The organism is Nocardia pseudovaccinii NBRC 100343 (genome assembly GCF_001613225.1).
Lineage (GTDB): Bacteria > Actinomycetota > Actinomycetes > Mycobacteriales > Mycobacteriaceae > Nocardia > Nocardia pseudovaccinii.
On record NZ_BDBY01000030.1, the window covers coordinates 1 to 15,463 of the forward strand.

The 15,463-nt window shown below is 68.0% G+C and carries 5 protein-coding genes; all 5 read right to left on the bottom strand.

Annotated features, from left to right (window positions below; genetic code table 11):
* On the bottom strand, window positions 1-11,076 hold an 11,076-nt coding region (locus tag NP3_RS03565), incomplete at its 3' end, for an alpha/beta hydrolase (RefSeq protein ID WP_245720791.1).
* 9 nt (window positions 11,077-11,085) lie between these two features.
* The gene (locus NP3_RS03570; RefSeq protein ID WP_063037721.1) at window positions 11,086-12,669 is read right to left on the bottom strand and encodes a hypothetical protein; all 1,584 of its coding nucleotides are present in this window, start codon (window positions 12,667-12,669) and stop codon (window positions 11,086-11,088) included.
* A gap of 16 nt (window positions 12,670-12,685) precedes the next feature.
* Window positions 12,686-14,074 carry a hypothetical protein gene (locus NP3_RS03575; RefSeq protein ID WP_245720792.1) on the bottom strand — a complete coding sequence of 463 codons (1,389 nt, stop codon included), beginning with the start codon at window positions 14,072-14,074 and terminating at the stop codon, window positions 12,686-12,688.
* 262 nt (window positions 14,075-14,336) lie between these two features.
* Window positions 14,337-14,876, bottom strand: coding sequence for a MarR family winged helix-turn-helix transcriptional regulator (locus NP3_RS03580; protein ID WP_063037723.1), 540 nt, complete (start codon window positions 14,874-14,876; stop codon window positions 14,337-14,339).
* 126 nt (window positions 14,877-15,002) lie between these two features.
* Window positions 15,003-15,463, bottom strand: a 461-nt coding sequence (locus tag NP3_RS03585; RefSeq protein ID WP_218024799.1) for a hypothetical protein, incomplete at its 5' end; no start/stop codon positions are given.

The window sequence follows — 15,463 nt, forward strand, 5'->3', positions numbered from 1 at the left end:
CGCAGGATCGGTGAGTCGAAGTCGCGGAAAATCGCGTCCGAGTAGTGGAAGGAGGAGACCGCCGATCATCACGGCGATGTTGGAGCCCGAACCCTGGCGATGGGGTTCGATGCCGAATCCCTCCAATGACTGCCGGAGTTGTGCGGTGGCTGCCTGGGACGCTCCGACCGGCGCGAAGGTGACGAAACCCGGGCATACTCCGCCGCGGTCGCGGGCACGTGCTTGTTTCGATTCTCCGGTGATCGCGATCGACGTGATCTTCTGGTTCGCGGTGTCGAATTCGATAGCGAAGCGTGGCGGATTGCGGGGTTCGGTGAAGTCACCCAGCGTGGTGAAGGTGACACCGGCCATCACGCTCAGGCGGCTGGCGAATTCCAGGACACCGTGTTGGATGCTCGCCCACGACCAGCCCGCGATGACGTCCGCGTGCTCGGCGAGGCTGTCGAGAAATCCGCGCAGCACGATCTGGATGCTGCCCATGTTGGTTGCGGCGCTGAGCACCGTCTTGTTTCCCGGTACAGGGAATTCGTCGACGGAGTAGGCGGGCAGGTCGAGCTCGGCTCGCAGGTGCGGCGGGATCGCATCCAGGATCGGTGCGCGGTCGCGGGAGCGTTCGTCCTTGATATTCGCGAGTTCCTGCCATACGGGCCCGTCCACGAGGTCCCACACCGCCGTCAGATGCTCGACCGCAGCTTGCATGAACGCGTGTCGGCCGCTGTCGCGACGGTATCCATCCTGGCCGTGCATTACGTAGTCGTCGTCCAGCCAGGACGCGAAGTAACTAGGTTCGACTTCGGAATAGCTCGACCGCAGCGCCGCGCTCACCCGCTCCGGATGACTCATCATCTGCTGCAGCGCCGTTTCGGTCAGCTTGTACTGCAGGCATCCCGATGCGATCGACCGCTCCAGCGAATACCGCAGATAGGCAAGCTGATCCGGTGGGAACAACTCGGTCAGCAGCCTGGTTTCGCCACCGACCTTCAACGGCAGATCCGTCTCTGCGAACCGCTGCCCGATCTCGCCGATAAGCGCCCGCGCCCGCGCTGGATCCGCCAACACTTCCGTCATGCCCTCCCGGGACAACCCACGGATCAACGACACGACCGTACGCGGCACCTGCGCCGACGGCAGCCACTCCAATGGCCTGCTGCCGATGTATCCGCCCGGGCTCAGGTCGCCCTCGCCGCGCTCTGAATCGTCGCTCGGAGTCGCCGGTGAGGTGCGAGGCCTCGACAGCTGGTCCGGTTCCGTTCCCAATGCGTGCCACGGCGTGAACGGCGGTCGGTCCTGATCGGCGGCCGGCTCGTCGGGTCTGCCGCCGATATGGTCGCTGCCTGTCGGGCTGCCCCCGTCCGGCACGGAATCGCTGTTGCCGTTGGCGTATCGCCCACGTTCGGGGTCGGTGGGTCGCGCGACCGCCCCGCGGCCGGCTCGACGGCGACCCACCCAAGCGAGGGTGGCGCCGAGTCCGGCGGTGATCTGCGCGACGTTGGCCAACGCCTCGGTGGGCAGCCCGGTCGCCGGATCGCGGTGCAGATAACCCTGATGAGCGGCCTCCACGCCGGCGAAGTCCGGCGAATCGGGGAACTCGGCGGGGATTCGAGTGCCACCGAATGCCTCGGAGGCAGGATCCATGCCCAGCCCCAACCTCCGGTGGAAACGGCTCCGCGCGCCGGGCTCGTCCGCACCGAACATAGTCACCACATCGCGCCACGACGCGGCGACATAGACATTGCCCGCCCCGATACCGAACTCCACGGCGTGGCGAACCGGCCCCGCCCCCGGCGAGCCCGACAAGGTGATCGAGCCCACCAGACCGGCGAGCCTGCCATTACGGCCCGCATAGCAGGTGGTGACCGAACCATAGCTGTGCCCGTAGAGTCGGTTGACAAGCCCGTCGGGAGCGGCGGTCCCGGCGAGAGTTCTGGTGGCATGGAATGCCGCGATGTCACACAGCAACCGGTCCCCCCCGACCCGTGCACGGCGCCGGAAGGCAGCCTTCGCATAACCGGTGTTCACCGGACCGGCCGGCGCGTCGTATCCGATCCAGATGATCGAGGCCAGCTCGAGCGACGGATCGACCCGCAGCGTCTCCTCATACAGGTTACGCAGCGGCTTGAACTGGTAGGCCAGCGACGAAGACGTCGTATTCGTCCCGGGCACATGCCAATTCACCGTGCGCGCGGTGTCCACATTGCCGAGCGCGGCGACGGCCTTGCCTTTGCCGTCGAAGGCGGTGGCGTCATAGGACAGCAGATGCACCGGCGGACTGCCCGGCACCTCCACGGCCTGTCGGTCCAGCTGTTGCAGGTGATTTCGGGTACGGATCAGGTTGCCGAACTGCTTCCTCTCGGCATCGGTGAGCTCGCTGCGCAACCAGTTGAGCAGCCTCTGCTCTGCTGGCTTGCGGGCTAGGAACTCACCAAGATCGCGGCTGACCGACAGCCGGTTGGCGTGGTCGCGGATCGTAGCGGGCAGGCCGTCGGCGTTACCGATCTGGTGTGGATACACCCCGATCAGCGCCCGTTGCGAAGCACTCAAACCACCCGGTTCAGCGGGATCGCTCAGCGAGTTCCACCATTCGCCGTTCTCGCTCGCACGGCGTTGCGCCACGTCCGCGAGCAGGCGATCTCCTGAACCTCGCAGCATGTCCGCGACACCGAAGCCGCCCACACGAAGCGCCTCCTCGGCCAACCGCTGCTGTTCCTCATCGAAACCGTGATCCACAGGCAACGACCGCCAGCTGTATGCCAGAGCCACATCCGCCTGCGTCTGATCCTGCCGGTCCATCCATTCCACGACCGCGTCCAGACATTCGTTCGTCGTATACGTCTGGACAGCCTCGGAATTCCTGTGCTGCACCGCGGTAAGAAGTTCGTTCGCCGCGAGATGTTGCCCGCGCCGGGATTCGCTTCGGTCCGAACCGTTTTCGTCGTCGGTGGACATTCCCGCGAGGGTCGCGATCCGGGTCGCTACCTGTCGGACGATATCGACCGCGCGTACGCCGCGCACGGAGTCCTCGGGCTCGAAGGTGGCAGGTGATGTCGCCAGTCCGAATCGGTTGATCAGAAGTTGGCTCTCGGCGTCGGTGAGTTCGTCGAGTGCCGTCCGCAGGTCGGTCGCACTCGCCTCGGCCAGCGCGGTGGCCAACACCGCCTGCGATCGGTTGTGCTCGGCCGCAAGCGCATTCACTGATCGACGAGCGGCCAGGAGCGCCATATTACGCATCACCTGACTGCGCGCGCCCGCTCGGACCGGGCGTAGCGCTTCGCCATGATCCGAACCGAACCCTTGCATCGTGCGGTCCAGCTGCTCCGGGCTCGCCTCGGCAATCAGTTGTCGCGGATTCGGCTGATCGGCGCCTATCAAGGCGGCGTACATGGCCGCTCGGAAACGGTCGGATTCGGATGTCGTGGACGGGTCGGCAGGACGGCCCGCCCTCACCAGCCGTGCCCGCTGATTTCCGAGCTTACGGCGGACACTGGCCAGGTTCGCCCGCACATCACGCTCGGGAAGATCGAGCATCGTCGCGATCTCGTTGTGCGTCATGCCATTCCGGGCCTGAGCGAAAACTTCGGTTTCGATGGGGGTGAGCGATAGTCCGTCGATCACCTCGCGCGACCATGGCGTCATCTCGCCCGGTCGGCTGCCGATACGTGGTCCGTCGGGCGCCCCCCGCGACCATGATGTCCGCGCATCCGTCTCGTCCGGTCTGCTGCCGATCAAGCCGCCCGGGACGTTTGTGTATGGCCGGGCGCCGATAAACGGTCCGTCGTATGACTCCGATGTGCCATCGATACTGTCCCAGTTGCCTTGCGGAGCCGCTGGTTTCAGCTGCACAACGTCATAGCCCCCGGCGCGGAGCGCGGCGCGCAGCCCGAGGTTGCGCAGCAGCATGTCTGTCAGGGCGTCCTCGTGGCGGCCTTCCTCCGCTATCACCGCCACGGTGCGCCCCGGCAGCAGGATGGTGTTCGGCGTCACCAGCACGGCACCGGGGCTACGCCGCGTCACCTCCGCGGCGACCGTCGCGACGGCGGCGTGGTCCCGCGTGCCCTCTTCCGCCCACCACCGCGCGGCCTCCTCGGCCAACTGCTCGATCGTCGCGATTCTCGCCTCGATCGCCGCCAGCGAACTCGACCAGGCGGCGGAGACCTCGGCACCCCTCGCATCGCGCGCCGCCATACGACGTCTCGACCGGAGTTCTTGGGCGGCGTGGTCGCGCAGGCGGGCGAGTTCGGAGGACCACCCCACCGGGTTCAACAGCTCCGGAAATCGGACCCCCGCCTGGTGCCCCAGGGTGTGGCAACGCACTTCCCGCAGTCGGCTCGGCCGGACAAACGTCGCCTCGACCCTGTCATAGTCGCCGGGTTCGCCGTCGAGAACATCGATGACAACCTCGGTAAACCCTCTCCGGCGCGCCATCTTTCCGGTGAACGTGGCGCGCGCCGCATCCTCCGGTGACAGTCCATTTCGGATGCCCGCGTTGAACGTATCGAGATTGTCGGTGAGCCGGAAGCGCTCCCGAGCCCAGTGGCCTTCGATCCCGTGCACGATATCGCCGAGTTCGTTCCACACATCATCGAACATCGCCCGACCGGACGGCGTGCCCGCCGCGGTCTTGAAGACGCTGCGCAGCTTTCCGGCCAGGTCGACCTCGCCCTTGGCGCCGACGGGGAAATACCCGTCGTCGACGTCACCCGGTTCGGCCTCGTACAGATTCCGGTACCGTGCGGCCGGCGTGGACATGATCCGATCGGTCAGCTGCAGCATCGTGCGCTCGTACCATTTTCCGCAGCCCCGGTTCTCGAACTCGGTAGCGAGCCCGCCCAGCCGATGCCACAGGGGCAAAATGTCGGTCAAGAGCCCGTGTTCGGAACGGTCGCCGAGGACGGTTCTGCCCCGCGTCGAATCGAAATGCATTGCGAGTGGCCCTAATACGGACGTCAACCAGCCGAATTCGGGAATGCCGCCCCGCGCTTGCGATCCCGCCCCGTCGGTATCGGCCGGATTCCACCCTGCGGCAATGCGATCGCTCCAGGGACGCGCGCCGACGGCTGCGTGCCCATCCGACGGTGGCCTGCTGCCGATGCGTCTCGGCGGTGAGGCGGCCCGTTCACGCACGCTCGGTTCGTCCGTTCGGTGAGTCGAACCCAGTACCTGCGCCGCCGCCGCACGTCCCACCACCACGCCGTGCTCGGCCAGCACCTCCCCGCGGCCGCCGGCATCGAACGGCCCGGCCGACGACAGGACGCCGGGAAAGCGCTCTCCGACAAGCCCAGCGACGTCCTCGCCGGAGTGACCGCCCGGGTCCGATGGAGATCTGCTGTCGGCGGGAACGACGTGTTGACCCGACCCGAACACGGCCTGGGATCCAGGCTGAACTTCGGGGGTGGGAGGGGCCGCACGGATGCTGTCCGGAGGCCCACCGTCACCCGGTGTGCGATGGCCTGCCAGTGCGAACTGGCCCCGTCGAAGTGGAGGTGCACGGCTCGACCACAGCGATGGCGGGGACAAACCGGGCCCCTGGGCGGAAACGACCGGACGCTGCGTGGTGGACAAGCGGACGAGAGGTTCGCCCGTACTGTCGAATTCGATTGCGAAGATGTTCCGGTCCGCCGCGTCGAGTTGGTCGATGAAGGGCTGCTGTTCGCGCTGCCACTGCCGGAACGGGACAGCTTTGTTCAGCAGCGCGCGGGATTCGGCCAGATCGGCGTGGGTGATCGGAGCCTCTCCGGCGGCGGCCGCGATGTCCAGGACGACCAGGTTCGGGGCATCTGCCCGGTCACTGTCGTTGACCACGAGCACCAGGTGGCTTTCGACCTCCCCCTTGTTCATCCACTTGTAGACCAGCGCCTGGCTACCCCCGGGCCAGTCATTCAGCGATTCGGCGGCCGCGTCCAGCGACCTGAATGTCTGGAAGGCACCGCCGAAGGCCCGCTCCGTGTCGTCGGCGTCGTGGCCTCGCAGTGGCATGTCGTCCGGCATGTGGTAGGCGTGCTCGTTATCGGGGTACAGCACCCGCATCATCGTCACGCCGTTGTTGACGCAGCTCTTCGGGCTGCGCTGGTGGATGGCGACGGTGAGATCGAGCAGGGCGGTGACGGCCAGGTAGGTGGAGGCGGCGAAAACGAGAAGTTCGGTGGCCGGGTCGTCGGCAGTCTCGGCGGGGGCGAGCAGGCGGGCGACCGCGTCGGCGAGACCGTCGCGGGCGGTGGCGGCGTTCACCTCGGTGGCCGGAACGTCCAGCAGCTCCGCCAGCTCTTTGCGGGCTGTGTCGACCGCGGCGCCGACCTGGCGCACGCCCTCCGCACCGGCGACCTGGGTGGGTTCCCAGCCGAGTTCGGCGGCGAGCCGGTTCCGCTGCGGCGTCAATTGATTCAGCGCTTGCTCGTCGGTGAGAGCGTCCGCCCGCATCACCGCCGCAGGCGGGGCGTGGTCGAGGTGCTGATTCAGCGCTTCCACGGCAGCGGAGGAGACGCCTGCTCGTTCCAGTAGTCGGCTCAGCGGGTCGTCGTCATCGCCGGTATCGAACATGGCCGCGGCCGCCTGGGCCGATACGGGAATCCCCAGCCACCCCGCCAGCCGGACGAACCGGTCCCCCCGCAGGTGCGATTGGACGGCGTCAGGCTCGGCGCGCACGGCCTCCATCGCGGCACGATCGATATCTGCCCCGGCGTGGTCAGTGGCTGCCCCGGCCTGGCCGACACCCGCATGGATGGTGCCCAGCCCCGTGTCGAGAAGTCCCGCACCGATGGAGGTCTGCGCCGAGGTGGCAGCGGGATCTCCTGCGGTCGGCGGCGCGTGGGCTGGGTTGGCGCGCCGCATCGCGCGTTCCAGGTACGCACGGTCGGCGGCGTCGTTCTGCAGTGGCGAGGTCAGGCTGCGCATCTCCCGCTCGGCAGCGGCGACATCGGCGGCAGCGGCGTCGAGCTTCGTCTGCGCTTTCCGCACCGCCTCCCTCGGTTGCGCCGCCTCCGTATCGCCCGCCTGACGGGCGGCTTCGGTGTATTCGGCGGTGGCCTCGGCGTGCTTGGCCACGGCGGTCCGATAGTGGGTGACCGCGACCTGCGCACCGTGATGCTGCGCCGCACTGTAGAGACGGTCGGATGCGGCGACGTTGAAGCAGAAGCTGCCGTTGCGGCCATTGCGGCCCGCGCGTGCCGCCCACTGATGGTCCTCGTCCGGATTTGCGGCAGAACGCCCCAGCATGTGCGCGTGCACCCCGCCCAGCTGATCGACCTCGTCGCTGATCGACACGTCGAACCCCCGGCCCAGCATTCCCGTGCCGACCGTCACCGCACCCCGGCCACCCGCGGTGTCCTTGACCGACAACAGGTGTTCCTCGGCGGCATTGTTGTCCCTGTGCTCGGCGAACCACCGGGCGTCGATCGCATTGTGCTCCACGCCCGCCTTGGTCAACATCAGCGAGAATTTCCGAGCCAGATCGTTGAACGGACAGATCACCAGCACCGGCCGTCCCTCGGCCTGCAACTGCCGCACCCGGCCCACCGCGTCCCGCAATTTCTCCGGCTCGGTGAGATATATCCGATCCTGCTCCCCCACCAATTTCGACCGGCCGAAGTCCTCCACCTTCGCCAAACCGCCCTCGACCGGGAAATTCTCCTTGATCTCCGCCGCGGTCCGCTCCAACGTGCCCGACATCAGATGCAGGCGTTCGTATCCGGCGAGCACGTCCTCCACGGTGACCTGTTTCGACCCCGTCCCGTCGGAATACACCGGGGCGCCGAACATCGCCTCCACCATTTTGTGGCGGCCGCCGAACCAGCGGCTCTCGGTGCCGATCTTCGGGTCACTCCGCGGTTTCCCGTACTCGTCGAGGATCTGGACCTTCTTGTCGGACTGCTCTCCGAAGATCTGGAAATCCCGGTTCAGTTTCAACCGGCCCGCTTTCACATCCAGGAACGCACGGGCCATCTCGGTTTCCTCGGCGGTGAACTTCCGCCCGGCATACCGTTCCCACAACCTGGTCACCGTGTCGAGGCACTGTTCGGGTTGCTCGCGCAGCAATCGGGACGTCAGCGTCCGTGCCGCTCCGATCTCCGGCGCTGTCAGCGTCCGTACCGCCTCGACCTGATCGGCCGTCAACGGACCATCATGGAGTGCCTGCTCGAGACGCACCGGCAGATCTTTCGCGGCCGTGATTCTGCTGCGCAACACGGCTTTCAAGAAGTCCCGCACCCGGTACACCCCGGCGGCCTCGGTGGCCGACGCGAGCTCACGCTGCCCGTCGGACTGGTAGTGCACCGTCTGGTTGTGCACCAGCACCGCGTCCGCCTCATCGATCGTGGCAGTCTTACCCGGCGGCGGCCGGTCGAACAACTCGGCGGTCGCGCGCTCGTCGTAGGTCATGTAGTAGACGGTCGGGTGTTCCGGCTCGCCCGGCGGATTGTGCGGATCCCAGCGCGCGACCTCGTACCCGAGACTGCGCAGCATCGGCGCGAATTCCCGGACCCCCTCGTTGGCCAGAACCTCGGTTGTGGTGATCACATGATGAACTCGCACCGATTCCCCACTCGCCAGCACCACCGGCTCCCCGCGCGACAGCTGCCACAACGTATCCAGCGCACCGACCATGGACTTGCCCTGCCCGGTGCCCATCTGACGCATAAACCCGTGCTCACCGAGCAGGAATGCCTTGATCTGATTCCACCGTGGCGTCTTTCCCGTCCCCTCACGCATCGCGTCGATGAACCGCAGCACCGACTCCACCCGTTCCCCGTGCTCCATCGCGTGCCTGCGCTGATCCCACGACTCGCCCGCCAACTCCTCGTGCCGCAGCCGGTACAGCGCAAGCGCCTTCTTCGCCGCGGCCTTGAACTGCGCCTGCTGCTCGGCCGTGAGGTCCTTCTTCGACACCGGATCCGTCGACGGCAAGCCCAACAGCTGCTGCGCCAGCTCCTGCGCCGGACGGTCGGTTCCGTCGTGCACGGACGGGCTGGCGTCAGCCGGTACCGCATCCCCGGAATGCGCCCCAGACGGCGGCTCGTGCGCCGGTCGCACGTCCGCCTGCTCAGGTGCCGTCACCCGGGCCGGACGCTCGACACCCGCACCGTGGCGGCCGGACGCATCGCCCACCACCGCCGGTGGTTCGACCCTGGCCGACCCCGCCCCCGACCGCGCTGCGGTGGGCTCCTGCCCGGCCGCGACGTCGACGACCGGATGTCCCCGGGTGACCCGGCCAACGCCCACCGCATGCGCGTCGCCCTCACTACGATCTGCCGACTGCTGCGGTTCCGACCCGGGTTGGTCGCTGCCCACGCCCGGCAGGACCGCACCGGAAACCACACCACTGCCAGCCTGCGCACCACCCCCAGCACCGAGCACACCACCGGCCTGCGCATTGCCACCGCCACCTGCACCGGGTGCGCCGCCATCGGCCAGCCCATTGTCAGCTTGCGCACCGCCGCCACCCCCGGCCTGCCCGCCGTCCCCGGTTCGCGCATCGCCGCCAGCCCGCGCACCACCGCCATGCGCACCAGCGCTATCTCGCGCATCACCACCGGCGTGCGCAGCGCCACTACCGCCCTGCGCACCCCCACCGGCCTGTGCACCCCCACCGGCCTGCGCACCCCCACCGGCCTGTGCACCGCCACCGGCGGTGAGGTCTGCGGGCACCCGATCGCCAGGACGGTCTCCAGATGCCTGGTCGCCTTGCCGCGCAGGCGAATTGGGGTCCCCCGATCGCCCGTCTGCCCCCGCCTGACTGTTCGGGTGTTCGTACGGGGCCGGAGCCCGCTCACCCGATCCCGAATCAGTGAGGCGCCGCGCCAGGTCCCCCGACTGATCCCGCCCGTGCTGTCCTTCGCCCATCGCTCCAGGCGGACCCGACAGAACCAGGTTCCCTACCGGCTGCGATGCTTCGACGCCCGTAACGTGGCCGGGCCGGTCCGCGGGCAGCGGGGTGGTGCCGCCGTTGCTGTCCACCAGAGCAGGCGTCAGCGATTCCGTACCCGGGGGAGCCCCCGCCAGCCGCATCACGGCATCCTTGCTGAGACTTACCGTAGAAGAATCCGGCGGGGCATAGCCCCCGCTGCCGTCGACCACTTCTCGCATCGGGGAACCGAGATCCGGGTGGGTGCCACCGTGGACATCGACGACTCCGCCGAATCCGCCGTTGAGCAGCGACGCCAGGACGTCTTCGGAGTTTTCCGGCCAGCCCGTGATCAATGCCGCCGCACCCAGACCGGACATCGCGCCCGCGCCCCCCTGCATCAGCCCGAGCGCCGAGCGGCTGATCCCCAGCCGGGGAACGACCTTCGGCGCGAAGATGCCCGCGGCCATGCCGCCCAACGCACCCCCGGCGGCCGACACTCCTGCGGCTTCGATCGACGTCAGATCGATGCCGGTCGGGTTCTCCCCGTTCGGGCCCTTGACGGTCAGGTTCCGATCGCCGGATCCGACTTGCATCAGCTGTGCCCCGAGATCCACCCCCATGGGCACCGCGGCCGCCTTGCCGACCGTGAGAGCCAACCGGAGCGGCCCCAACGCCGACAGCCGGGTCGCCGTCTTCGCTGCGCCCACCTTGTAGGCCTGCTCCAGGCCCGCGCGCATCAGCGCGACTTTGCCTCGGCCCTCGACCAGCATCGACTCCACCACGGGAGCCGCCGCAACCTCTCCGGCCGGACCGGCCGCAGCGGCCGCTGACAGTGTCCTGATGATGCGCGCGGCCAGCTCGACGCCGAACGCGAACATCACGCACAGCGTCTTCTCCGCATCGTTGGCGGCCGCGTGCGCTTGATCGGCCAAGGTCAGCGCTTCCTCCCGCAGCCTGGCCGCGCCCTCGTGATGCTGATGCAATATCTCGCGCACTCGGTCACCCAGCGCGCCGAGTGAATCCTCTTGCGCCAATAGCTTTTCCGCGTCCTCCGCGTGAGCGTTCATGGCGGCGGCCTTGGCCCGCAGCTCCGCGGCCATCCACCGCATCCCGGACACGTCGGCGCGCGGCAGGTCTCCCCCGAAGACCACCAGTTCGATCGGGCGCCGCGCCACGGTGGGCAAACCCTCGAACAATTTACGCAGCTCCACGACCGGATTGAGCGTCCAAGAACCGTCCACCTGCGCCGCCTAGCTCCGCCGCGACGTCGCGTCGACCAGCACCGCATGCAGCACTCGCGCCTGGACGCTCGCCTCGTCACCGCGCACCACGACATCGGCGAACGCGGCGCCGAGAGCCCGGCTCACGTCGAACCCGCCTGCGTCCCCGGCCAATTCGGTACGCCAGCGCCGATAGCCGCTTACCACCTCGGCGAGGGTGCTGTTCGGTCCTGCCTCCAAACGCAGGTACTCCGCGATCAGGACGCGCTGGGCCTGCCTGCGTGCGCGACCACCACCGGCGAAGTCGAGCGCCCGGCCGAATTCGCGCAGCGTCGCCGCGTAGATTTCCAGCTCCCCCGATTCGGCGGCGGACTCCGCCGTTCCGGTCGCTCGCCTCGGCTCCTGCGCGGTCCGCTGGTCGAGGGTGATCGACCGACCGGCGCCCGTGCCCTGGATATCGCGTGGTTCGAGACTCCACCGCACCGGTTCCGATTCGGCATCGAGCTCCGCCACCGCGACGACATCGAGGTCGATCATCGGGTAGTCGGTGAGCACCCGGTCTACCGCGGCCACGAATTCCCGCACGACCGGCAGCTGCAAACCGGGGGTATCGAATCCGGCCACCCGCACGTCGTGGTGTTCGGCCAATGTCCGCGCCAGCCACCCGACCACGGGATCGGAAACCGGTCGCCCGCCGGAGCCGCGCCGATCACGCCCCCGCTGCGGTTCATCGGTGGGCTTGTTCGATCGCGGCGGGGAACCGTACCGAGGGCTAGGAGGTCTCGGCTGGGCACCGGCGGGTGGTCCGGCCGTTCTCGGCGGCTGCCCGGACCACGGGGTGTCTCGCCGTCCCGCACCGCCTGGTGGGCTGACCCTCGCTTGCCGCCCGGCTGAGGCACGGGGTGAATCGCGAATGGCGGCCGGGGGGAACACCGCAGAGGCAGGCGACCGGCGACCTGGGTCTCCGGCAGGCTTGCCGGAGTTGCCGCTGCCCGGTCCGCCTACTCCACCGGCCGCCTCTCGGCCGGCTGCCCGATCCGAAGGATCCCGCTGCGGACCGCCCTCCGGCGTGGAGCTTCCCGCATGCGCATCCGGTGTCCGCGACCCGCCGGGGATGGATCGTCCGGTCGGGTTGGCCCGGTCCGTGGGATTTTCCGCGTTCGTGGGATACGCCGGGGCGACCGCTGCCGGAAAGGTCGCCGCGGGATCGGACGTCACGGGTGGCTGTGCGCCCGCGGGCGAGGGCGTGCCCGCGCTACCGCCCGCCGAGGACGCCGGTTCGCCGATCGGATCCGGGTCGTCGGCAGTAGTGCCGACCAGGCTGGCCCCGTACCTGTCCTGCAGTTCGAATTGCCCTGCGGCGTCCACGATTCCGGCGGCCGTGCTGTGCAGGCTTTCCTCCATTGCCCGCAGATTGGCCAGCAATTTGTCGGCGTGCGGCTTGAACTCCCTGGCGAAGGCGACACCCAGATCGTCATCGCCCCAACTGCCGTCGGTGCGCGCCAGGGATTCGCGCAGTCCCGCATAGGTTTGCCCTACGCGGTCACCGAGTTCAGCCAGCCGCGCTCCCTGATTTCGCAGGTTGTCCGGATCCAACCGGACTTCACCATTCACGTCGCGCCCCCTCCGGTCAGGCTCGGCCGTTACCGCGCAGCCGGAACCGTCGCTCGAAACCGGTAACGAAGACCGACAGCGGCACCGACGTGGTCGAGCGCTCCACCACACCATCGTCGGCGACATAGAAAACCGCACGGTCCAACGCCATTTCGCCGTCCGGCACCGGCGAACGCACCAACCAGCCCACGCTGATGCGATCGGCCCGCAACGTCGACAACGGGTATCCCGTCGTGTCATAACCCTGTCGTCGGATGTGATCCCGGACGAGGTCGAGCGCATCCGTCTCGCCGATTCCTTCGGCGTGGTTCGCGTCCAGATCCGCAAGCACGAACTGGAACATCGCACCATCGATGTCGGCGCCGTCGCCGAAGACCTGCACGATCGCCTCGCGAGTCACCGCACCGGCCTGCGCGGCCGACACCAACAACTCGGCCGCGTCCGGCGTACCACCCGACCGGTCGCCGAGCAGACTGCCCACGACACCCGCCGCGGTGCCGACCGTCCACACAGCGGGCAGCGCGGACGCACACTCCCGGATCGGCACGGACTCACCCCGGTACCACTGACCAGACGCCCACCAGTAACAAAACGACAGCAAACCGGTTGCCGCCCGCGGATTGAGCACTGGGTCGGCCACCCAATCCGGCGCTCCCGCAAACAATTCCGGCATCGCCGCACCCGCGTTGTACGCGGCGTCCAGTACCGGCGCATCCCACACGCCCCCCGACAGCACGGCTCGGTCACCGGGCAGTAGCGTCAGCGTCGAACCGCTGCGTCCCGCGCCTTCGAAGATGCCCACCGACGGACCGATCCGCGGCCCCTGCCTCGAGCCGACCGCCACGAAGGCTGCCGCCAGCACCGCCCACCGGGCCCACAAGACGGCCAGTTCCGGCAGTTCGTTATCCAGGGCCACCGCCCGCAAACCCGCACGCTGGTCCGCCCGCATCGCGGTGGCCGCCGCGCGCGGCGTACGTGTCCGCTGTTCTCCGCGCCCGAGGTAGGCCGCCAGCCACACCGGCAGCCGGTCCCGCGGATAGCGTTCCAAGTCGGCGAGGTATGCCTCCGGTGCAAACAATTGCTCGCCGGGGAACGGCGCCGCACCGTGATCGGCAGTGGCCTCGACACTGTCCGCATCGATGCGCACCAGCAACCGCCACCACGGCCCGCCCTCGCCCCCTGCCGATACCTGCCGATGCCGACGCACCGCAACCCACACCGCATCCGATACCGGACATCGAAAAGACCGGATACCGTCGTCGACCACCAGCAGCGCTGATTCGGCGACCACGGTCATCGCGAACCACGCCTCCAGCCGCTGCCACCCGGGCGGAGCCGTCTCACGCAGCCCATCCGCGATCCGATCGGCCAATCCGGCAACACCCCCATCCCCCGCCTGCGTCACGGCACTCTCCGAGTTCCGGGAACGGCAACCGCGCCGAAGCCGTGAGAGGCGCCGATGCGCGACCTCGACCGCGAGCAGTTCCCACAAATCGCCTGGATCGGTTCGTCATCAGGATCTGAATTGTTTCAGGGTTAAGATTTCGCACTTCGCGTCCCGGCGCAATGCCGGTATTTACCAGCCATGGCAAGCCCATACGTCTGGCGTCGCACCGTGTGCTCGACGCCCGAGCCACACGATCTGTCCCGGCTGCGGCGGACGGCGTCTACCGGCCAGAACGTTCGGCAACGGCGGCGTCGAGGCGGGCGCCGAGCGCGTTGACCTGGTCACGCAGCCGGATGAGATGCTCGATCGGATAGCCGACCTCCGCCATGACCGCCTCGATCATCTGCCGGGCCCGCGGTTGCAGGGCGCGGCCGGCTTCGGTCGCGCGCAGTTCGACGGCACGGCGATCGTTGGTGCTCCGGATGCTCTCGACCAGACCATGTGCCTGGAGTCGCTGGATGAGCGGTGAGACCGTGCCGTAGTCCAGCTGCAGTTGTTCGCCGAGTTCCTTCATGGTCATCGCAGGCCGCCCCCACAACACCAGCAGGGCCAGATACTGCGGATAGGTAACACCCATCCCCTCGAGAAACGGCCGGTATGCCGCGGTCATCGATCGAGATGTGGAGTACAGGGCAAAACACAGCTGTGATGCGAGCGAGAGCAGGTCGGCATCGGTTCCCCCGACGGTTACGCCAGCACCATCGGACCCCGCGGCCGCTCCGACACGCACCACTGGTGTGGGATGCGCTTCTTCGGGCATTAGGACACTGTATCCCAGCGAATTCGCTGTACTCGCGCAGATATCCAGACCGCCCTGCTACTGCTCCAACGGCTTGGGGTCACCGTCGAATGTCGGCATACGCGAACTCGGAGCACGACACAGTATTCAGATGGGTTCGGGCTCGTGTGGTCCGTAGACGAGTGGTTCGAATGCCGTGGCCTGCGGATCGGCCGGAGGCGGGGTGCGGCGACGGATCCACAGTCCGGCAAGGAATGCCACAGTGGTGATGATCGCGATGTGCACCGCCATCAAGACAAGGAAGGGGAGGACGAATCCCTCGTCGGTGACCGCGCCGCGGTCGGTCACGCAGTAGAGGGTGTAGTCGACCGACGTGCCCTCGGAGTCGTGGAAGGTGTCGGATACCACCACAGGTTCGCGATAGGGGTCCGAACAGAACAGTGGCGCGGTGAGTTTCGCTTCCCCTGGCCAGATCGATACCGGCACCACGGTGCTGAACATGCCGACGCCGACACCGGTCGACAATGCGGTGGTGAGCAGTCTTGCCATGGCCTCACACCTGCTGGATTCGAAGAAAAGCGCCGACGCGGTCGAACTCGGCGACCATA

Coding starts and splice junctions, on each gene's coding strand:
- NP3_RS03580 (WP_063037723.1), bottom strand. CDS start 14,876: ATGCCCGAAGAAGCGCATCCCACACCAGTGGTGCGTGTCGGAGCGGCC.